Raw genomic sequence first — 19,615 nt, forward strand, 5'->3', positions numbered from 1 at the left:
TAATGGAAGGCGGCTCGAAAGGGCCGCCTTTTTTTTGCGGCAAACTCCACCGCCCTCATGCTGAGGTGCGCAGCCCGTAGGGCGGAGCCTCGAAGCATCGCCCGCAAGTGCTGCTCCGCCCGCCGCCTAGGAGCACCCGCCCCGTAGCTGGATTCGGGCCGGCATGCCGTGTGGCACCCCCTCTGCCCTGACGGGCATCTCCCCCACAGGTGGGGAGATCGGCTGGACGCGATGGCTTCCCCAACAATTGACCGTCATGAATCGCCAAATTAGGGCGAAGCATGGCTACTTGCCGATCTCGCCCTTGTCGGGAAGATGCCCGGCAGGGCAGAGGGGGGCCACACGGCATGCCCCATCCATGACCAAAATGCGCCTCTCACACACTCCCCCGCAACCGCAGCAGATACTCCACCCCGTTGAACGGATCAGGCCCCGAACGCCGGCGCAGGCGCGGCGGCCCGGCCATCGGGGCGTAGTGATCGAAAGCGGTTTCCAGGGTCCCCGCCCCGCTGGTCAGCCACGGCAATTGCTGCTGGACGCTCCGCACCATCTGAGATGCGATAGTGCCTTCCAGCCGAGCCACGCCATCGGCGATCACGGAATCGGCCGTTGTCGCGGCCGATTTCGCAAGCAAGCTGAGCACGCCGCTCAAACTTTCCGCCGGTGCTTCGAGATGAAAGCGGTCGACTGGCTCGCAGAGCACGGTCTGCGCAGCCGATAGCGCCGTGGCCAGCACCCAGGGCGTCAGTTGCCGGAAATCGGCGGCGGTGCTTGCCGGCGAACTATGCCGGGCGGCCGTCATCGCCACATGGCAATCGATGACCTGCCAGCCGAAAGCTCCCTGCTTCAGCGTCTCGAACACGGTTTCCTCGACTGCCCGATAGAAGGCTGCTGGCATCTGGCCGACATCCACTTCCAGTGCAAAGCTGTTGCCCGCCCCGGCAGGCCGCGGCTCGATCCGCAACCCGACGGTCGCCAGGAACGGATTGGGCTCCTTGAAGAGGATCTGCAGGCCGGTTCCGATCCCCACAGGCCTCTCGGCGAGGATGACCGTGCTTTCCTCGAAGCTGGCATCGAGACTGAAATCCGTCAGCAGCGTCGATTGGATCACCTCCTTCTGCACCTCGCCATAAAGTGAGACGAACACCTCGTCCGTCTCTTCGTTGCGGCGCAGATTGATCAACGGGTCCTGTTCGGCCATCCGGTTCAGCGCCAGCCAGAGCGCCGCCTTGTCGGACGGGCGGCGGGCAAGCACGCGGGTTTCGAGTGTCGGCGGCGCAAAGTGAGCCTGCCCGCCGGAAAACCGATCGCCGCCCACTGCGTCGCCGATCCGCGCTCCGGCCAGGCCGCTGACTCGTGCGATCTGCCCGGCGCGGAGGCTCTCGGCGCCATGGATCCGGCCGTCCTCGAACAGCTGGATCGCCGTCACCCGCCCCGGGCCTTTCGGCAGATCCAGATATTGCCGGAGCCATATCGTGCCTGAGGTCAGGGAGAGATAGCACAGCTTTTCCCCGCCCCAGCCGCGCTCGATCTTGAAGATCTTGCCGGCGACCGGGCCATCCGGATCGGGGCGCCGCTCGGGCAGGATCGTCCCAATGGCCGATGCCAGAGCTGATATGCCGACACCGCTCATCGCCGCGCCCGCAAAGACGGGATGTACCAGGCCGCGCTCCACCTGCTCGGTGAGAGAGCGCCCGAGCCTTTCCTCGGTCAGCCGATCGGGAGCGAGCACATAGTCATCGAGTAGCGCCTCGTCATTTTCCCCAAGCGCCTCGCAGAGCGTCGAGAAAAGCGGCTCATCTCTCGGAGCGAGCGCCTCCACCCGGGCAAGCTTGCTGCCGGCATCGATAATCGTGGACATGGCGATCGGCCGGACCGAGAGCTGCGCGGCAAGCGCCTCCATCACCTCCTGATACCGGGCGCCGAGCCGATCGACCTTGTTGACGAAGAAGACGATGGGCACGCCGAGCCGCCGCAGCGCCCGCACCAGCACGCGCGTCTGCGCTTGCACACCTTCGACCGCGGAAACAACGACGACCGCGGCATCCAGCAATCCCAGCACCCGTTCGACCTCGGCGATGAAATCCGGGTGGCCGGGCGTGTCGATCAGATTGACAATCCTGTCGCCAATCTTAAACGACACCACCGCGGCCCGGATCGTGATACCGCGCTGCCGCTCGAGTTCGAGATTGTCCGTCTGCGTATCGCCGGTATCGACGCTGCCGAGCTTGTCGATGACGCCGGCGTTGAAAAGCAGTCTTTCGGTAAGGCTAGTCTTGCCTGCATCCACATGGGCGAGGATGCCCAGATTCAAAGTTCGCATGAACCACCAACTTCTCAGAAATTCGGATGTGATTTTCGTGAGAATTGACTCGGCGCATTGGAACCTCTGTCCGTTGTTACGGCTGGATGTGGCCCGGTGGTGGGGAGACGCGGGTCGGATGCTAAGGCTGGGTGCAGAGATATGTCAAGCTTGGGTGTATTGCATTTACGCTGCGGGTGCGCCGGGTGGTTTGCTGTGTCGGCTTGCCGTGAGGCACCCCCCTCTGCCCTGCCGGGCATCTCCCCCACAAGGGTGGAGATCGACAAGCGGTTGGATCATCGGTCCCTCTCTGCTGTATCGAATAACGATGCGGCAGTTGTTTGGGGAACAATCGCGCCCAGCCGATCTCCCCACCTGTGGGGGAGATGTCCGGCAGGGCAGAGGGGGGTGCCACACGGCGCGCCCTCTCCCGCCGTCCTTCAGCTGACGAAAAGAAGAAAACCTACGCCTCCTCTCGCATCGTCTCCCGCTGCGTGATCAGCCGGGCGCTGTGCTGGCCGCTGAGATAGATCCACAGCCAGCTCCAGGCGACAGCGAAGCGCGAGCGGGTGCCGATCAGGAAGTAGATATGGGCGAGGCCCCAAATCCACCAAGCAATCCAGCCTTTCAGCTTGATCCGGCCGAAATCGATGATCGCCGCACTCTGGCCGATCGTCGCGAGACTCCCCTGGTGCCGGTAACGGAAGGGCGCCGGCGCCGGCTTGCCCGAAAGACGCGCGCGGATGACCTTGGCGACATAAGCGCCCTGCTGCTTTGCTGCGGGTGCGATACCCGGCACCGGCTTGCCGTCCTCGCGCATCACCAAGGCGGTGTCGCCGATGACGAAGACATCGGGCAGGCCGGGCGCGCTCAGATCCTCTTCGACGACCACACGCCCTGCCCGGTCGGCCGGCACGCCGAGCCAGCGAGCTGCCGGCGAAGCGGTGACGCCGGCCGCCCAGACGATCGTCCGGCTCGGGATGAAGGTCTCGCCGATCTGCACGCCGTCGGCGCCGCACTCCGTCACCGGCTTGCCGAGGAGGACCTCGACCCCCAGTTTCTCCAGCGCCTGTTGAGCATAGGCCGAAAGCTCCTCGGCGAAGGTCGGCAGCACCCGCGGGCCGGCCTCGACCAGCACGACGCGGGTCTTGCGCGTATCGATGTTGCGGAATTCCTTGGGCAGGGTGATATGCGCGAGTTCGGCGATGATGCCGGCAAGCTCGACGCCGGTCGGCCCCGCGCCGACGATGGTGAAGGTCAGAAGCGCGTCGCGCACGAGCGGATCGGCCTGTAACTCCGCCTTCTCGAACGCAAGCAGCACACGCCGGCGGATCGTCGTCGCATCCTCCAGGGTCTTCAGGCCGGGCGCTACCGGCTCCCATTCGTCATGACCGAAATAGGCATGTGTCGCGCCGGTCGCCAGCACCAGCGTGTCGTATCCGAGAGTCATGCCGTTGCGTAACGAAACCGTCTTCGCGCCGCTGTCGACATCGGCGACTTCGCCGAGCAGCACGGTCACGTCGGGCCGGTCGGCATAGAGGCGGCGGATCGGCCAGGCGATTTCCGAGGTGGAGAGAATGGTCGTCGCCACCTGATAGAGCAGCGGCTGGAAGAGATGATGGTTGCGCCGGTCGACGAGCGTGATCCTCACCCCTGCGCCCTTCAACCCGTTGACGAGCTGCAGTCCGCCGAAACCGCCGCCGACAACAACCACATGATGATCGCCCATGACCTGCCCTTCTGCGTCATTTCGCTGAGAGCCAATGTGGCCTTCGCCGCGAAGGTTGCAACCGCCGTTTCGGCATGTCTCCCCTGCGCCGATCGCAGTCGAAGAAGGCCGCCCAACGGATCGGAAGAAGTTGGGCGGCCTGAAAACAGCTCATAATGCAGACGGCGTCAGTGCCAATCAATAGGGACCGACGCACTGACGACGGGGGCCATAATAGGGCTGGTAGGTATTGTCATACGCCCGGTACGAACGATACCGGGCGTAGCACCAGCTCACGTGACTGCTGCCCCCTCCATATGCATAGGCCCGATAGGGCCGGCCATAATAGCCGCCATAGCGGTACGGCGAGCCATAATAACGGTAAGGCGAGCCGTAATAGCCGTAGGGCGAGCCGTAATAGCGGTAGGGCGAGCCGTAATAGCCGTAGGGTGAACCGTAGTACGAGCCGTAATAGGGCTGCGCCAAGGCGCCGCCGATGATGGTGCCGACGGCCAGACCGCCTAAGGCCCAGCCCCAATCCGATCCATGGTGATGATGGCCGTGATAGCCGCCTCCGTGATAGCCGCCACCCCAGTGGCCGCCGTGGCCGCGCCATCGCACATGCTCGATTTGCTGCTGCGCTTCGATCCTGGGTGGATTGATAGCCGGAAACGCCTGTGCCGGCGTGATGCCGGGGGCACCCATGATCAAGCATAACGTAACGACAGTCAGCTTTCTCATGATTGTTCTCCTCCTCCTTCAAGAAGAGGAAATATCCTCCCCTCCTCCTGAACCAAAGGTGAACATAATACATCGAAAAATGTTCCGTATCGAGAAAAATCAATTCCTATCGATGGCAGTCAGGGTAACGGCTCCTCGGGCGACCCAACCCTGCTTTTCAGCATACCGCTGTTCACCGAGCGTAACCTACGGGTATCGCCATCCCATGCTTCAACTTTTCCATCGAAATCGAAGCCGACACGTCGAAAAGTTCCAGCTTACGGACGATCTGCTTATAGATGACATCGTAATGCTCGACGCGCGGCAGCACGATCTTGAGGATGTAATCGTGATTGCCGGTCAACCGGTGCGCCTCGACGATCTCGGGAATATCTCTGATGATTCTGCGAAAACTCTCCGTCCATTCGTCCGAATGATGGGCCGTCTTGACCAGCGCGAAGACCGTGGTCGGCACGCCCATCCTTTCGCGGTCGAGCACGACGATGCGCCTGGCGATATAGCCGGTCTCCTCCAGCCGCTGAATGCGCCGCGAACAAGCTGAGACGGAAAGCGCCACGCGCTCCGCGAGGTCGGTGACGGATATGCCTGAATCCGTCTGCAGCATGTCGAGAATACGTCTGTCGCGATCATCCAGCATGTGTGTGAAGTCAACCTTGCGCCTTCGTTTTGCGCGATTTTTCAAAATCGCGCAATTTTATAGCACACATTAAGCGTGAAGGGCAAATAACGCAAACACGCCGCGCCGAGATTGCGGCATGATTTTGGAAGTTGAAGCATGGGAGCGTAAAGTGATGGAAACGATCGGCCTGATCGGCGGCATGAGTTTCGAAAGCTCGGCGGTCTATTATCGTCTCGTCAACGAGATGGTGCGCGCCCGCAAAGGCGGCCTCGCTTCGGCGGAGCTCATCCTGCATTCGGTCAATTTCGAGGAAATCGTCGCGCTTCAGAAGGCCGGCGACTGGGACATGGCCGCCCGCCGCCTCGCCGATGTGGCTCTGCGCCTGCAGGTAGGCGGCGCCGGCTGCGTCCTCATCTGCACCAACACCATGCATTTGATCGCTGACGAGGTTGCGAAGAAAATCTCCGTGCCGCTGATCCATATTATCGACGAGACGGCGAAATCGCTGCATGCCGCCGGCCGCAAACGCCCGCTGCTGCTCGCCACCCGCTACACGATGGAGCACGGTTTTTACGCCGACCGCATGAAGAGCCTCGGTCTCGACATTATGGTGCCGGATGCTGCCGACCGCACCACCGTGCACGACATCATCTTCAACGAGCTCTGCGCCGGCAGGGTGCGCAATAGTTCACGCGAAAAGCTGATCGCGATCATCGACCGCGCCATGGAAAGAGGTGCCGACAGCATCATCCTCGGCTGCACCGAGATCTGCCTGATCCTCGATCCTGACCGCCTGCCGCTGCCGGGCTTCGACACGACGACGATCCATGCGCGCGCGGCGGTCGAGTTCGCTTTTGGGGCTGAGGAAAAAACGGAAGAAGAAGCCGCCTGAATCGCAGCGATAATTTAGTTGACTCAGTCCACTAAATGCATGACAAAAGTCTTCATACGGAGACTTTTGTCAGTTGTTGACGCGCCTCATCTCACCCGGCGTCATCCTCGGCCTTGTGCCGAGGATCTGCTGCCTATCGACTGACGGCAGATGCTCGGGGATGCCAGAGCATGACGAAAGAGAAGTCGCGGGTTTTGTCGGCAACCTCGGTGTCTCCACCTAGAGACCTTCGCCATGTCCGATATCCCGCTCATCGAAACCGCCCGCGATTTCAACCGCTTCTACACGAACTTCCTCGGCCTCTTGAACAAGGCCTATCTCGACTCGCCGTTTACGCTGACCGATGCCCGCATCCTGTTTGAGATCGGCTCGCATGGCGGCGTCAGCGCCGCCGGCCTCGTGCGCGACCTGCATCTCGACCCGGCCTATCTTAGCCGCATCCTCAAGCGTTTCCGCGCCGAGGGGCTGATCGAAAACAGCCCCGACCCGGCCGATCTGCGCAGCCAGGTCATCACTGTCACCGATCAGGGACGAGAGCAGTTCGAGGAACTCGGCCGGCGCGCCAATGCGCAGATTGCAGCCCGTTTCGACACGCTGGCCGAGGGTGAGCCGCAGGCTGTCGTCTCGGCTATGGGCACGATCCGCGCTCTGCTCGATCCGGCCGTCAAACCGGCGCCGGCCATCCTCCGCCCCCATCGCGCCGGCGATATCGGCTGGATCGTCCAGAGCCAGGGCCGCTTCTACGCCGAGGAATATGGCTGGGACCTGCGCTTCGAGGCGCTGGTCGCCGACGTCGCCGGAAAATTCCTCGCCAATTTCGATCCGGCGCTCGAATATTGCTGGATTGCCGAGCGCGGAGGCATCAATCTCGGCTCGGTCCTCGTCACCAATGGCGGCGACGGCGTCGCCAAGCTACGCCTGCTCTATGTCGACAAATCGGCCCGCGGTCTCGGGCTCGGCAAGCTGCTGGCCGACGAGTGCATCCGCTTTTGCAGGCAGAAGGGCTACCGCGAGCTTTCCCTCTGGACCAACGACATGCTGGAAGCCGCCCGCGCCATTTACGTCAAAGCAGGCTTCCGACTTGTCTCCGAGGAGAGACATCGCATGTTCGGCCCCGAGGCGAACGGCCAGAACTGGGTTCTTACCCTCTGATGTCGCCCCCGATTGTTGCGTCGCAAAAATTTCGCTTGATTTGGAAACAATCATTCCCTAATTAGGGATCATGACCGTTGACAACCTCACCTCAGATGGAAAAGCTCGCAGTCGTGGCCGTCCGCGCGAGTTCGATATGGACGCCGCTCTGGATGCGGCCCTGCGGGTCTTTTCCGAACGCGGCTACCACGCCACCTCGATCAGCGATCTGACCGAGGCGATGGATCTCGCTTCGGGCAGCATCTACAAGGCGTTCAAGGATAAGCGCGGCGTCTTTCTTGCCGCCTTTGCGCGCTACCGCCAGCTCGGCCGCCGGCGTCTGGAAGCGATGATCGCGTCTGTGCAGACGGGCCGCGAAAAAGTCTTCCAGATGGTGATGTATTATACCGAGCTCTCCTATGGCGATGCCGGCCGCAAAGGCTGCCTCGTCGTCGGCGGTGCCAACGATTTCTCCCTGCTCGACGAGGAAGCCGCCGCCAACGTCGCGACGGCCTTTGCCGCCGACGAGAAGCTGATGGCCGATCTCATCCGCATCGGCCAGGCCGACCACACCATCCCGAAGACGGTGGACCCTGATGCCGCCGCCCTCGCCTTTCTCTGCTTTACCAAGGGCTTGCGCGTCATCGGCAAAACAGGACGCAGCAGGCAGGAGATGGTCGCCGCAGCCGAAGCGGCGATGAAGCTCGTGACCTGAACGGGTACGCCCAGACGATCGTAATAGCGGCATCAGGTCAAGCATCGGGTGGCTGCAGCCAGCATTTTGCATTCAATCCTCGCAAATCCTTGGATACCGGAGTTTCCGATGAGCATTTCAGCCACGACGCCTGAGAAGGCCATTCCACGAACGCTGTCACCCTGGCTCACCTTCCTTTTCGCCGCCGCCTGCGGGCTGGTGGCCGCCAATCTCTATTACGGCCAGCCGCTTGCCGGCCCCATCAGCGCCGATCTCGGTTTCACGCCCGCCGCCACCGGCCTGATCGTCACGCTGACGCAGATCGGCTACGGACTCGGCCTGCTGCTGATCGTGCCGCTTGGCGATCTCACGGAAAACCGCCGCCTGGTGCTGCTGCTGATATCAGTCTCTGCCGCGGCACTGATTGGCGCCGCACTGTCGACGACGCCTGCGATGTTCCTCACCGCTTCGCTCTCCATTGGCCTCGCCTCGGTCGCCGTCCAGGTACTCGTACCCTTTGCCGCGAACATGGCGCCGGATGCCACACGCGGCCAGGTCGTCGGCAATGTCATGAGCGGCCTGCTCGCCGGCATCATGCTGGCGCGGCCCTTCGCAAGTTTCGTCGCCCAAGCTTCCTCCTGGCACGTCGTCTATTATCTCACCGCCGGGCTGATGATCGCGCTCGCCATCGTCCTGCGCGCCAACCTGCCAGTGCGCCTTCCGAAGACGAAGCTGCGTTATGGCGAACTGCTCGCCTCCATGGCCCATCTGGCGATGACCTCGCGCGTGCTGCAGCGCCGCGCCCTCTATCAGGCCGGCATGTTCGGCGCCTTCAGCCTGTTCTGGACGACGACGCCCCTGCTGCTCGCAAGCCCGGCCTTCGGCCTGACGCAGAATGGCATTGCCCTCTTCGCGCTGGCAGGTGCGGCCGGCGCCGTCGCCTCGCCGATCGCCGGCCGGCTTGCCGACCGCGGCATGACCAGGATCGCCACGACGATCGCCATGCTGCTCGGCATGGTTTCCTTCGTGATCAGTCATTTCGCAGGCGACGGCTCGCTCACCGCCCTGATCCTTCTGACGGTGGCGGCGATCATGCTCGATTTCGGGGTAACGACCAATCTCGTCTGCGGCCAGCGCGCCATCTACGGACTGAACCCGGAACATCGCAGCCGGCTGAACGGCCTCTTCATGGCCACCTTCTTTGCCGGCGGCGCGCTCGGCTCGGCGCTCGGCGGCTGGGCCTATGCGACCGGCGGTTGGACGATGACGGCCTGGATCGGTTTCGCCTTCCCGGCACTGGCCTTCCTGCTGTTCCTGACGGAAGGCCGCCGCGGCAAAGCTTAGCTCTCTGCGGAATCGAAACGCGAACGGGCGGCGCGAACGGCATCGTGATTCGCTTCCGCCCAGTTCAGAAGCTGCGACAGCGGCTGATAGAGCGAGCGGCCGAGATCGGTCATAGAATATTCGACGCTCGGCGGCTTGGTCGGGAAGACCTCGCGATTGACATAACCGTCCCTCTGCAGGTCACGCAGCGTCTGCGTCAGCATGCGCTGCGAGATATCGGGGAGCATCCGCCGCAACTCGCCGAACCGGCAAGGACGAGTCGCCAGTATCTCGAGCAATAGCGTCGACCATTTGCCGCCGATATGCTGCATCATGTCCCTGACCGGGCAGTTGGAAAAATCGAGACCGGCGAGATCGATCTCGCGCCGCATCCCCGGCATCCTGTTCTTCAAACTGAGGACCTCGCCGCTCATCTGCCGGTTCCCTTTTGGTAACGTACAGCCGAAAAACTGCCTCCTTTACACCGCCAAGTCAATTCCTATTCTAGTGTTAGTCTCGTTTTGAGACCGCTATCAAATGCAGAAGGAAATGACGTATGAGCGAAACCATCCTGGTCACCGGCGCCGCCGGACAGCTCGGCCAGCGTGTCATCCATCACCTCATCGACACCTACAAGGTCGCCCCGGGCAGGATCGTCGCGGCAACGCGCAGCCCGGAAAAGCTCTCCGAGCTTGCAAGCAAGGGCGTCGTCACCCGCAAGGCCGATTTCGATGATGCGGCCAGCCTGGAGAAGGCCTTCGCCGGCGTCGATCGGCTGCTGATCATCAGCACCGACGCGCTTGATACCCCCGGCAAGCGCCTTACCCAGCACAAAGCCGCCGTCGCTGCCGCCGCCAAGGCAGGCGTCAAATACATCGCCTACACCTCGATGCCGGCCCCGGACAATTCGCTCGTCATCTTCGCCCCCGACCACCTCGGCACCGAAAACGCCATCAAGGCGAGCGGCATCGCCTATACGATCTTCCGAAACGCCTGGTATCACGACAATTACCTGCACGGCATGCCGCACAACCTGCAAGGCGCCAAATGGTACAGCGCCACGGGCGACGGCAAGATCTCGACCATTGCACGCGACGACTGCGCCCTGGCGATCGCCGCAGCGCTTGCCTCCGGCACCTCCGAAAGCGCCACCTACACGCTGACCGGCACTGAACTGCTGACCAACCGGCAGGTCGCCGCCACCGTCTCCGAAGCCGCCGGCAAGCCGCTCGATGTGGTCGACGTCACGGACGAACAGCTCGGCCAAGGCATCCGCGGCGCCGGCCTCCCCGGCTTCATCGCCGACATGCTGGTCTCCGCCGACGCCAACATCCGCGCCGGCAAATTCGAGATCGTGACCGGAGACTTCACCAAACTAACGGGTAGACAGCCGCTGCCGCTGAAGGATTTCTTCGTGGCGCATAAGGCTGCACTGACGGCGGCTGGCAGCGCCGGGGTGCATTGAGCCGATATGCATCCCTGCGCAACGTCGCAGGGATGCAGCGCGAGTGAGAAAGCTCCACGTCGAATAAATTACGCACGGCGCGGACGCGCCGTGCGTGAATTCCTGTAACATCGCGTGGTAAAGCCCTGAGGACACGAATGACGGAGGAGGAGGGAGTGCCGTGTGACACCCCCTCTGCCCTTCGGCATCTCCCCCACAAGTGGGGAGAGTGGCAGGAGGTTAGACCATCGCTCCCTCGCTACCGTAGCGCGGCAGCTATAGGGTAGTTGTTTGGAGAAGCCATCTCGCCCAGCCGATCTCCCCACTTGTGGGGGAGATGTCCGGCAGGACAGAGGGGTTAACCCCAGGCGCTACCGATGCGACGACAAAACCAGTTGATACCGCCGTACCGTCGCTGGACGCCATCATCAAACCTTCTGCCCACAAGCCCTGCAAAACCGCCGCACCGTTTCCGCCATGCCATATTCCAGCGCATCGGCGGTCAGCCCATGGCCGATGGAAACTTCGGCAAGATCAGGAATGCGCTTCACCAGATCAGGCAGGTTTGCGACCGTCAGATCATGCCCGGCATTGACGGCAAGGCCGATCGCCAGCGCCGCGTCTGCAGTCTTTCCCAGCGCTTCGAGGATGGGAGCGGCCCGTTCGGGCGCATCGTAGCAGCCGCCATACGGTCCGGTATAGAGTTCGATTCGGTCGGCGCCGACCGCCTTGGCGATCTTGACCGCTTCCGCATCGCCATCGCCGTCGGCAAAGAGCGAGACCCGGCATCCCATCTTCTTCAGCCGCGCCACGACATCGGTGAGGAACGCCTGGTGTTTGCGGAAGTCCCAGCCGTGATCGGAGGTCGCCTGCGACGGGTCGTCGGGCACCAGCGTCACCTGCTCGGGTGCAGCGCCGGCGCAGAGTTCGAGGAATTCCTCTGTGGGATAACCCTCGATGTTGAACTCGGCCTTCGGGAATTCGTCGTCGATCAGGTTGCGGATGACGGGTAAGTCGGAAGATCTTATATGGCGCTGGTCGGGGCGCGGATGCACCGTCAGACCGCTGGCGCCTGATGCAAGGGCTATGCGCCCGAGGGCTTCGACGCTCGGCCAGGGCAGATCGCGCCGGTTGCGCAGCATGGCGATGGCGTTGAGGTTCACGGAGAGCTTGGCTGGCATGGCGGATTATCCATCGGTCTCGGAAACGGGAGGCCACGCTTTTTAAGCCAAGTGCCCGGCGATGGGCAACGAGAATCGCAGATGAATGCGACGCCGATATTGATGGATCGGCATTACAACAGTGAGGGGCGTACCAGGAATAGCGGTTCCCGCCGGCTGCGAAGATGCGGCGGGCGCAGCGCGTGTTTTGCTGGAACCTTCGCGCAAAACCTGTAGAGCGCCCCGTCGCGTTGCTATCCCATTTAAAAGAGATTATTTTTAGCACTTATAAAAAAAATCGTTCACGCATAACGTGGACATTGTGTCGCGTAAACGTAGGCCGCGTACTGCTTCTTTCCCATAGAAGACGCTCAGAGGAAACCCCACTCGCCGCGACCGGGAAGCAACTGGCAAAACCGCATGAGGTGCAACAAGATGCCCTAGGAGGGTTCATGCCAGACGGTTCCAAACGCCTGTTTGCTGCCGCCGGTGTCGCTTCGGAGGCCCGGTCGAAATACCGGTTCCTGCCTTTGGCCGCGCTGCCGCCGGATCTGCCGGAAGGTCCGGTGCCTATCGCCGATATGGCCAACGCATTCGGCGTTACGCACAGGACACTGCATTTCTACGAAGAAAAGGGATTGATCTCGGCCAATCGCATCGGCCTGATGCGCGTTTATGGCCAGGACGACGTGATGCGCATGGCCGTCATCACCGTCTGTCGCGAGACAGGCATGCCGATTGCAGTCATCCAGGAACTGATGGACGAGCTTCGCAACGCCGATTCGCAGGAATCGGCCGAGGCGATGTTCCGCGAGGTCTTGCAGGTGCGCAAGCGCGAGTTGACGGCCGAAATGTCGACGCTGCACCGCCAGCTCCAGCAGGTCGGCGATCTCCTGGATTTCGACGACGGCATGGAGACGCAGCCGCTCAACGACAATCAGGACAGTTCCAGCCTGACCGCGCAGGAACTGCGTTGCCTGGAACTGATGGCAGAGGGCTATTCCACCCAGCGCATCGCCCGGGCACTCGATCTGAAGCATGATGAGACCAGGGATCTCGAGGCCGGAATCATCCTGAAATTCCGCGCCAACAACCGCTTCCAGGCGATCGCCAAGGCCGTGCTGCTGGGCATCGTGCAGGCTTAATTCCCCTGACGAGCGCCACGGTCTCCTTCCACTTTAAACCATAACTGTCCGGTTCGCAGCGATGAACGCAGATGAGGGGCGGCCCCCATCGGGATCAGCGAACGATCGTCAGCGTCTCCGCCGCGCGTGTGATCGCGGTGTAGAGCCAGCGTTCCCGCGTGTCGCGAAAGGCCCAGCTCTCGTCGAAGAGCACGACGTCGTTCCATTGCGAGCCCTGCGCCTTGTGGACGGTCAGGGCATAACCATAGTCGAACTCGTCGTAGCGCTTGCGGGTGTTCCAGGGGATCTCGCCTTCGACATCCTCGAAGGCCTGCTTGAGCAGCTTGATCTTGGCCGCCCCGCGATCCATGTCGTCGTCCTCGGGACGGACGAGGAGATTGATGCCGGGCTTCGTCGTTTCCTTGGACGAAGTCATCACCTGCCACAGCGAGCCGTTGAGCAGGCCCTTGGCCGGATCGTTCCGAAGACAGACCAGCTTGTCGCCGGTCTGCGGATAATCGGCGCTGAAACCCTTCAGTTCGCGCAGGCGTTGATTGTAGCGCCGCCGCGTCCTGTTGGTGCCGACGAGCACCTGATCGGCATCGAGCACGAGCTGCTGCGTCACCTCGTTCTTCGAGATCACCTTGGCCGTGCCGTAGTCGCCATACATGATCTCGTTGCCTTCGCGCACCTGCATGGCGAGCTTGATGATCGGATTGTCGCGCGCCTGCCGGTGGATATCGGTGAGGAGATAATCCGGCTCCTGGTTGGTGAAGTAGCCGCCGCCCGAAACCGGCGGCAGCTGGCCGGGATCGCCGAGCACCAGGATCGGCGTGCCGAAGCTCATCAGGTCCTTGCCGAGCGCCTCGTCCACCATCGAGCATTCGTCGACGATGATCAGCGCCGCTTTCGCCACCGGGCTTTGCCGGTTGATCGCAAACATTGGCGCAATCGAGGTCTTGCCGGTTTCCTCGTCCTCCACCGCTTCCTCGCCGCGCGGGCGGTAGATCAACGAATGAATGGTCTTGGCGTTGGAGGCGCCGCGCGAACGCAGCACCTGCGCGGCTTTGCCGGTAAAAGCGGCAAACAGGACGTCGCCATCGACATTCTCGGCAAAATGCCGGGCAAGCGTCGTCTTGCCCGTTCCGGCGTAGCCGAACAGGCGAAAGAGCGGCGAGCGCCCTTCGTTCAGCCATTTCGAAACAGCCTTCAGGGCTTCGTCTTGTTGCGGCGCAAATTGCATGATCAGACGACTTGGCAGGATTCGCCTGACTTAGGCAAGGCGGAAACTGACGCGGCGTGGCCGATGACCGCAGATCCCTGCACTCACCCGTCCCAGCCCCGGTCTACGCCGCTTGAACACATCGACGGGTCCTGCGCCATCGCCTCCATCAGAAAATCCAGAACGGTCTTGACGCGCAGCGGCATGTTGCGTCGCGAGGGATAGACGACGGTGACCGGCAGCCGGCTCGGCTGGAAATCCTTCATCACCGGGATCAATCGGCCGGCGGCGATATCGGGTTTGGCGATGATGTGGGAGAGCACGGCAAGGCCCGCGCCGGCGAGGGCTGCCCTGTGGATGGCGACGGCGTTACAGGCCGTCAGCCGCGGCGAGATCCTGACCGATATATCTTCCGAGCCGTTCGAAAAGGACCATGTATTGGCCTCGCCTGCCCTCGCGTAGCACAGGCATTCATGATCCTTGATGTCCTTCGGGGCGTGTGGAGCCGCCCTGCGCGAGAGATAGGCGGGAGACGCGACGAGGAAGGCCGTCGTCCAGCCGATCCGTCGGCAGACGAGGCTGCTGTCGGCGACCGGGCCGAGACGCACTTCGAGATCGAGGCGCTCCTCGATCATATCGGAGCTCTGCTCCCTGAAAAGAAGTTCGACCGAGAGTTTGGGATGAGCGGCGAGAAGATCGCACAACCGCTCGCTGAGATAGAGGCCGAGCGGCGCGGGGACACTGAGCCTGACCTTCCCCGAAGCGATCGCTCCATCCGATCCCGCCGCATCGCCGAGCTCTTCCACCGCATCGAGAATCCTCAGTGCCATCGGCAGCATTCTCTCCCCCTCCGCCGTCAGCGACAGGCCGCTCGTCGTGCGATGCAGCAGGCGCGTGTTGAAATGGCCTTCGAGTGCCGCGACCTGCCGGGAGACCGCGGGCTGGGTCACATTGAGATCATGCGCCGCGGCTGAAAACGAGCCCGTCTCCACGACGCGCTGAAAGGTCCGTAATGCCGAAACGATATCCATCCCCTCCTCCTCATACTTTTGCGCATAGGCTTTATGCCGCCAGACTAAGCGAGAATGGCTTTACAGTCCAGCAATTAAGGATATCATTTATCCATAAGGACATTAAATATCCTTAATTAGAGGAGAAAGACATGACCCAGCGATTGAACTACGCCCAGCAGTCACCCGAGCTCTTCAAGAAGTTCATGGAATTCAGCATGGCGCTCCGCAGCAGCGTGATCGACGAGAAGCTGCAGGCCCTGGTCGAGATCCGCGCTTCGCAGATCAACGGATGCGGCTTCTGCCTCGACATGCATGTGAAGCAGGCCAAAATCCTCGGCGAGAGTGAGCTCAGGATCTATCACGTCGCTATCTGGCGGGAATCGAACCTGTTCATTCCCCGCGAGCGCGCCGCGCTGGCCTGGACCGAAGCCCTGACGAAACTGCCGGAGGGCGGCGTTCCCGACGAGATCTATGAGCGGGTTCGCGGCCAGCTTTCCGAAAAGGAAATCTCCGACCTGACCTTCGTGGTCATGGCAATCAATGCCTGGAACCGCGTCAATGTCGGCTTCAAGACTGTACCCGGCACGGCCGACAAGGCCTACGGTCTCGATAAGGCCGGCCTGAACTAACCCTCGCATTCATTGAGAAGATTCAACTTTGACGCTGCCGCGCACCGGGAGCGATGGGGAGACCTGTTATGAAAATCGTTGTCATTGGCGGAACCGGTCTCATCGGTTCGAAAACCGTCGAACGCCTGCGCAAGCGCGGCCATGAGGTGATTGCCGCCTCGCCGAACTCAGGCGTCAACACGATCACCGGAGAAGGACTGGCGGAAGCGCTTGCGGGCGCAGAGGTCGTGCTCGACCTTGCCAATTCACCTTCCTTCGAGGACAAGGCCGTGCTCGAATTCTTCGAGACCTCGGGGCGCAATCTTCTCGGCGCCGAAAAGGCCGCTGGCGTCAAGCATCATGTCGCGCTTTCGGTCGTCGGCACTGAGCGCCTGCAGGAAAGCGGCTATTTCCGCGGCAAGCTCGCTCAGGAAAAGCTGATCAGGGCCTCGGGTATTCCCTATACCATCGTGCATTCGACGCAGTTCATGGAATTCCTGAACGGCATCGCCCAGTCCGGCACCGTCGGCCAGACGGTCCGCCTGTCGCCGGCCTATGTGCAGCCGATCGCCTCCGATGACGTTGCCGACGCCATGGCCGACGTGGCGCTCTCCGCCCCCGCCAACAAGACAATCGAGATATCGGGTCCCGAACGCGCTCGCCTCAGCGATCTCGTCGCCAGCTATCTAAAGGCGATGAAGGATCCGAGGACTGTCGAAGCCGATGCAGAGGCAAGATATTTCGGCGCCAGGCTGAACGATCAGTCGCTCGTCTCCGACGACAATCCGCGGCTCGGTACGATCACCTTCGAAGAGTGGTTCGCAAAATCAGCCAGTCGAAGTGATTGACTTGCCTCAGGACGCGGTCGCTTGGGCGCGTCCTCTCCATCCCAGCAACACAGGAGATTCCCATGATCAGGACATCAATCCTCGCCGCCGCACTCGCCTTTCTCACAGCGACCGGTGGCGCCGCCCACGACAGCAGCAAATCCGCGAAGGTGACGCTCGTCTATGAGCACGAACTGCCGAACGTGCCTGGCAAGAGCATCAAGGGCGTGCTGGTCGAATACAGCCCGGGCGGCTTCTCCGAAGGCCATACCCATCCGGACTCGGCCTTCATCTACGCCACCGTGCTCGAAGGATCGATCCGCAGCCAGGTCAATGACGGCCCGGTCAAGGTCTATCAGGCCGGAGAGAGCTTTTCCGAAATGCCGGGCGACCGCCATGGCGTGAGCGCCAATGGCAGCGAGACCGAGCCCGCCCGCCTACTCGCCGTCTTCGTCGTCGACACCAATCAGAAAGAACTGACTTCCCCGCTGAAAAAGTGAGTATTCGCTGACGGCCACCCGCGGAGAGCCCGCCGCTTTCGCGGGTGGCCGACACGCTGAATCATGTGCCGCCGCCCCTTCCGGAGACAGACAGAGATGATCTACGACGCGCTCTTCGGTAGGCCGCTGATATCCCTGATCGTGGTCGGCTTTGCCGGCATCATTGTCTGGTATTTCCTCTCCAGTCAGCGGTCGACGACGCGGCTGGTGGTGCAGATCCTCTTCTTTGCGGTGATGACGCTGATCCTCGTCGGCAGCGGCATCGAACCGCATCGTTTCGCGGGGTATCAATCCGAGGACCCGCGAGCCCTACCCGTCATCCTGGCGAAATCGCTCTGGTGGGTCCATCTGGCATGGGCAGTCATCGGCTTCATCAGGCTCTATCTGGTGCTGGAGGGCAGCCCGCGTGAGGCCCGCCTGCTCCAGGATCTCGTCGTCGGCATCGTCTATATCGGCATCGCGCTCTCGATCCTCGCCTACGTCTTCGGCGTGCCGATCGGCACCCTCGTCGCGACATCAGGCGTGGTCGCCATCATTCTCGGCCTGGCGCTTCAGAACACGCTTGCCGACGTCTTTTCCGGCATCGCGCTGACGCTCGGCCGGCCCTATGTCATCGGCGACTGGGTCCTCTTGAGCGACGGCACGGAAGGACGCGTCGTCGAAAGCAACTGGCGCGCGACGCACATCCTGACCGGCGCCAACAATATCGTCGTCCTGCCCAACAGCTTCCTGGCGAAACTCGGCCTGACCAATGTCAGCCGGCCGGACGAGACCCATCTGCTGATCCTCACCGTCCGCATCGCCCCGACCCGGATGCCGGCATCGATCCGGCAGATCATGATCGCCGCGCTCACGAGCTGCAATTCGATCGTGCGGGAGCCTGCGCCGGTCGTCGCTTTGAAAGGGCTGGATGCCACCGCACTCGAGGTCGAGCTGCTGTTTCGGGTGACGAGCCCAAGCCAGCGCGTGACGGCGCGAAATGAAGTCCTAGATCTCGTCTATCGTCATTGCAAATCCGCCGGCCTCCTTCTGGCGGTCCCGCCCGCCGCCCATGTGCTGACCGCCGATCTGCCGACGGAAGAAAACGCCAGGCCGCCGACAGTCACGCCGCTTGCACTGATCGAAGCCATTCCGGTCTTTGCGACACTGACATCTGATGAAAAGCAGAAACTTGCTGAAACCACGACTGTCCGGCAGTTCCGCAAGGGCGATGCGATCGTGCGGGAGCGCGAAATGCTGCCCTCGCTGATGATGGTGCGCGCCGGCATCATCGTGGCGCGGCGCGAAGGCGAAGAGCGCGGGCGCTTCGCACCGGGCGATTTTTTCGGCGAGACAGGATTGCTCGCCGGCATGCAGGAAGTCTGCACCTTGGAGGCCTTGACCCCGGCGACGGTCTATGAAATCGACCAGGAAGCCTTCGCGCCGCTGCTCACCCGACGACCCGGTTTGGCCGAAGAAATCGCCGAAGCCCTCGCCGGCCGCGCCGAACGCTTCCGCGACAGCGCTGGCCTGCCTCCGGAACAGGTCCGCAACGCGCATGCCATCCTGAACACCATCAGAACCATCTTCAGGGCATGATCAGCCGGCGCGCTGGAGCACCCATTGGAACGTGTCTTGCCAGATGTCCGCCGGCACCTCCTCGGATAAGGTGCCGACAAGATCGGAGAGCCGGACGGCTCTCAACGTATTTCGCCAAGCCTCGTCGGCTTCCCACATGACGCGCGCAACCGGGCAAGGCTCGCTGTCGCAATAGCCTGCCGGCCGGCACGGATTGTTCTCGCGGATATTCGTGCAGGTGAAGCTGCGCGCCTTTCCCTCCACCGCCTCGACAATATCAAGGAAGTTGATCTCGGATGGGGATCTCGCAAGCCTGTAGCCCCCGCTCGGACCGAGCGTGGTATCGACCAGGGAGGCCTGCGAAAGGCTTTGCAGCGCCTTGGAGAGATATTCCTTCGGCAGACCGTGAAGCTCGGCGAGCGCCTTGGTGGAGAGATACCTGCCCTCGGGCAGGCCCGCGAGAATGGCGCAGCAATGCAGCGCCCACTCGACCTGGCTTTTCAGGATCATTCAGCAACTCATAATGGCTGGTTCTGCGAACCAAATTAAGGATACAGGATATCCGCAAAGCGGCATGATGTAAATGACCGGCAGCGACAGCGAAGATGTCCACCTTCGCCGAGCAGATCGCATCCCTCGCTTGAATCGTGCTCTCCGCGGTCTCTCTCCAGCCTCATGCTGAGCCTGCGAAAAACTTTCGCTCAGCCGGGAATAAAACCGCCTCGCCCCGTGTCTCATCCCAGGTATCGC

At 62.1% G+C, this 19,615-nt stretch carries 19 protein-coding genes; 10 read left to right on the top strand and 9 right to left on the bottom strand.

All coding sequences use genetic code 11. The features are described from left to right. Positions 1-376 precede the first annotated feature (376 nt). From NMA58_RS12950 to NMA58_RS12965, 4 genes are all read right to left on the bottom strand, one after another. Complete coding sequence (locus NMA58_RS12950) at positions 377-2,323, bottom strand: GTP-binding protein (protein WP_434710416.1); 1,947 nt, start codon at positions 2,321-2,323, stop codon at positions 377-379. A 442-nt stretch (positions 2,324-2,765) separates the two neighbouring features. Next, positions 2,766-4,031 (bottom strand): NAD(P)/FAD-dependent oxidoreductase, encoded by a 1,266-nt coding sequence (locus NMA58_RS12955; protein WP_434710418.1) that lies wholly within the window; start codon positions 4,029-4,031, stop codon positions 2,766-2,768. Between the two features lie 177 nt (positions 4,032-4,208). Continuing rightward, positions 4,209-4,751, bottom strand: a complete 543-nt coding sequence (locus NMA58_RS12960) for a BA14K family protein (RefSeq protein ID WP_434710420.1) — start codon at positions 4,749-4,751, stop codon at positions 4,209-4,211. Positions 4,752-4,923: 172 nt separating this feature from the next. Continuing rightward, positions 4,924-5,388: an Lrp/AsnC family transcriptional regulator gene (locus NMA58_RS12965; protein WP_085778707.1), complete on the bottom strand. Its 465-nt coding sequence runs from the start codon at positions 5,386-5,388 to the stop codon at positions 4,924-4,926. 154 nt (positions 5,389-5,542) lie between these two features. Here NMA58_RS12965 and NMA58_RS12970 point away from each other — a divergent pair, with 154 nt between their 5' ends. The 4 genes from NMA58_RS12970 (at position 5,543) to NMA58_RS12985 (ending at position 9,431) form a co-directional block, all read left to right on the top strand. Next, positions 5,543-6,262: an aspartate/glutamate racemase family protein gene (locus tag NMA58_RS12970; RefSeq protein ID WP_285191601.1), complete on the top strand. Its 720-nt coding sequence runs from the start codon at positions 5,543-5,545 to the stop codon at positions 6,260-6,262. A gap of 234 nt (positions 6,263-6,496) precedes the next feature. Beyond that, complete coding sequence (locus NMA58_RS12975; RefSeq protein ID WP_434710423.1) at positions 6,497-7,414, top strand: bifunctional helix-turn-helix transcriptional regulator/GNAT family N-acetyltransferase; 918 nt, start codon at positions 6,497-6,499, stop codon at positions 7,412-7,414. Between the two features lie 70 nt (positions 7,415-7,484). Beyond that, entirely contained in the window at positions 7,485-8,108 is a 624-nt protein-coding gene (locus tag NMA58_RS12980; protein ID WP_430958376.1) for a TetR/AcrR family transcriptional regulator, read from the top strand. 108 nt (positions 8,109-8,216) lie between these two features. Further along, positions 8,217-9,431, top strand: coding sequence for an MFS transporter (locus tag NMA58_RS12985; RefSeq protein ID WP_434710425.1), 1,215 nt, complete (start codon positions 8,217-8,219; stop codon positions 9,429-9,431). Here NMA58_RS12985 and NMA58_RS12990 read toward each other — a convergent pair. Next, complete coding sequence (locus NMA58_RS12990) at positions 9,428-9,844, bottom strand: winged helix-turn-helix transcriptional regulator (protein WP_434710427.1); 417 nt, start codon at positions 9,842-9,844, stop codon at positions 9,428-9,430. The two genes, NMA58_RS12985 and NMA58_RS12990, sit on opposite strands and share 4 nt — an antisense overlap. 122 nt (positions 9,845-9,966) lie before the next feature. Between NMA58_RS12990 and NMA58_RS12995 the strand changes: the two genes are divergently transcribed. Next, on the top strand, positions 9,967-10,875 hold the full coding sequence (locus NMA58_RS12995; RefSeq protein WP_434710428.1) for an SDR family oxidoreductase: 909 nt from the start codon (positions 9,967-9,969) through the stop codon (positions 10,873-10,875). Positions 10,876-11,282: 407 nt separating this feature from the next. Here NMA58_RS12995 and NMA58_RS13000 read toward each other — a convergent pair whose 3' ends face one another. Next, positions 11,283-12,035 carry a pyridoxine 5'-phosphate synthase gene (locus NMA58_RS13000; protein ID WP_434710430.1) on the bottom strand — a complete coding sequence of 251 codons (753 nt, stop codon included), beginning with the start codon at positions 12,033-12,035 and terminating at the stop codon, positions 11,283-11,285. Between the two features lie 431 nt (positions 12,036-12,466). Between NMA58_RS13000 and NMA58_RS13005 the strand changes: the two genes are divergently transcribed. Then, complete coding sequence (locus NMA58_RS13005; protein WP_085778715.1) at positions 12,467-13,159, top strand: MerR family transcriptional regulator; 693 nt, start codon at positions 12,467-12,469, stop codon at positions 13,157-13,159. A 94-nt stretch (positions 13,160-13,253) separates the two neighbouring features. Here the strand turns inward: NMA58_RS13005 and NMA58_RS13010 are convergent, their stop codons facing one another. Then, the gene (locus NMA58_RS13010; protein WP_183702311.1) at positions 13,254-14,381 is read right to left on the bottom strand and encodes an ATP-dependent DNA helicase; all 1,128 of its coding nucleotides are present in this window, start codon (positions 14,379-14,381) and stop codon (positions 13,254-13,256) included. A gap of 83 nt (positions 14,382-14,464) precedes the next feature. Further along, positions 14,465-15,391 carry a LysR family transcriptional regulator gene (locus NMA58_RS13015; protein WP_434710433.1) on the bottom strand — a complete coding sequence of 309 codons (927 nt, stop codon included), beginning with the start codon at positions 15,389-15,391 and terminating at the stop codon, positions 14,465-14,467. Between the two features lie 131 nt (positions 15,392-15,522). Between NMA58_RS13015 and NMA58_RS13020 the strand changes: the two genes are divergently transcribed. The 4 genes from NMA58_RS13020 (at position 15,523) to NMA58_RS13035 (ending at position 18,886) form a co-directional block, all read left to right on the top strand. After that, positions 15,523-16,002 (top strand): carboxymuconolactone decarboxylase family protein, encoded by a 480-nt coding sequence (locus NMA58_RS13020; protein ID WP_085778718.1) that lies wholly within the window; start codon positions 15,523-15,525, stop codon positions 16,000-16,002. Positions 16,003-16,070: 68 nt separating this feature from the next. Beyond that, positions 16,071-16,829 (top strand): SDR family oxidoreductase, encoded by a 759-nt coding sequence (locus NMA58_RS13025; protein WP_085778719.1) that lies wholly within the window; start codon positions 16,071-16,073, stop codon positions 16,827-16,829. 62 nt (positions 16,830-16,891) lie between these two features. After that, positions 16,892-17,308 carry a cupin domain-containing protein gene (locus tag NMA58_RS13030; protein WP_434710436.1) on the top strand — a complete coding sequence of 139 codons (417 nt, stop codon included), beginning with the start codon at positions 16,892-16,894 and terminating at the stop codon, positions 17,306-17,308. 96 nt (positions 17,309-17,404) lie between these two features. Beyond that, the gene (locus NMA58_RS13035; RefSeq protein WP_434710438.1) at positions 17,405-18,886 is read left to right on the top strand and encodes a cyclic nucleotide-binding domain-containing protein; all 1,482 of its coding nucleotides are present in this window, start codon (positions 17,405-17,407) and stop codon (positions 18,884-18,886) included. Here the strand turns inward: NMA58_RS13035 and NMA58_RS13040 are convergent, their stop codons facing one another. Beyond that, positions 18,887-19,375: an RrF2 family transcriptional regulator gene (locus NMA58_RS13040; RefSeq protein WP_430958368.1), complete on the bottom strand. Its 489-nt coding sequence runs from the start codon at positions 19,373-19,375 to the stop codon at positions 18,887-18,889. It abuts the gene before it with no gap. Positions 19,376-19,615: the final 240 nt, after the last annotated feature.

Origin of the sequence: Rhizobium sp. YTUHZ045, from assembly GCF_051124255.1 — a bacterium.
Taxonomy (GTDB): Bacteria; Pseudomonadota; Alphaproteobacteria; order Rhizobiales; family Rhizobiaceae; genus Rhizobium.

Bases quoted from the DNA above. Each gene is read 5' to 3' on its own strand.
- NMA58_RS12950 (WP_434710416.1), bottom strand. From the start codon at position 2,323: ATGCGAACTTTGAATCTGGGCATCCTCGCCCATGTGGATGCAGGCAAG.
- NMA58_RS12955 (WP_434710418.1), bottom strand. From the start codon at position 4,031: ATGGGCGATCATCATGTGGTTGTTGTCGGCGGCGGTTTCGGCGGACTG.
- NMA58_RS12960 (WP_434710420.1), bottom strand. From the start codon at position 4,751: ATGAGAAAGCTGACTGTCGTTACGTTATGCTTGATCATGGGTGCCCCC.
- NMA58_RS12965 (WP_085778707.1), bottom strand. From the start codon at position 5,388: ATGCTGGATGATCGCGACAGACGTATTCTCGACATGCTGCAGACGGAT.
- NMA58_RS12970 (WP_285191601.1), top strand. From the start codon at position 5,543: ATGGAAACGATCGGCCTGATCGGCGGCATGAGTTTCGAAAGCTCGGCG.
- NMA58_RS12975 (WP_434710423.1), top strand. From the start codon at position 6,497: ATGTCCGATATCCCGCTCATCGAAACCGCCCGCGATTTCAACCGCTTC.
- NMA58_RS12980 (WP_430958376.1), top strand. From the start codon at position 7,485: ATGACCGTTGACAACCTCACCTCAGATGGAAAAGCTCGCAGTCGTGGC.
- NMA58_RS12985 (WP_434710425.1), top strand. From the start codon at position 8,217: ATGAGCATTTCAGCCACGACGCCTGAGAAGGCCATTCCACGAACGCTG.
- NMA58_RS12990 (WP_434710427.1), bottom strand. From the start codon at position 9,844: ATGAGCGGCGAGGTCCTCAGTTTGAAGAACAGGATGCCGGGGATGCGG.
- NMA58_RS12995 (WP_434710428.1), top strand. From the start codon at position 9,967: ATGAGCGAAACCATCCTGGTCACCGGCGCCGCCGGACAGCTCGGCCAG.
- NMA58_RS13000 (WP_434710430.1), bottom strand. From the start codon at position 12,035: ATGCCAGCCAAGCTCTCCGTGAACCTCAACGCCATCGCCATGCTGCGC.
- NMA58_RS13005 (WP_085778715.1), top strand. From the start codon at position 12,467: ATGCCAGACGGTTCCAAACGCCTGTTTGCTGCCGCCGGTGTCGCTTCG.
- NMA58_RS13010 (WP_183702311.1), bottom strand. From the start codon at position 14,381: ATGCAATTTGCGCCGCAACAAGACGAAGCCCTGAAGGCTGTTTCGAAA.
- NMA58_RS13015 (WP_434710433.1), bottom strand. From the start codon at position 15,391: ATGGATATCGTTTCGGCATTACGGACCTTTCAGCGCGTCGTGGAGACG.
- NMA58_RS13020 (WP_085778718.1), top strand. From the start codon at position 15,523: ATGACCCAGCGATTGAACTACGCCCAGCAGTCACCCGAGCTCTTCAAG.
- NMA58_RS13025 (WP_085778719.1), top strand. From the start codon at position 16,071: ATGAAAATCGTTGTCATTGGCGGAACCGGTCTCATCGGTTCGAAAACC.
- NMA58_RS13030 (WP_434710436.1), top strand. From the start codon at position 16,892: ATGATCAGGACATCAATCCTCGCCGCCGCACTCGCCTTTCTCACAGCG.
- NMA58_RS13035 (WP_434710438.1), top strand. From the start codon at position 17,405: ATGATCTACGACGCGCTCTTCGGTAGGCCGCTGATATCCCTGATCGTG.
- NMA58_RS13040 (WP_430958368.1), bottom strand. From the start codon at position 19,375: ATGATCCTGAAAAGCCAGGTCGAGTGGGCGCTGCATTGCTGCGCCATT.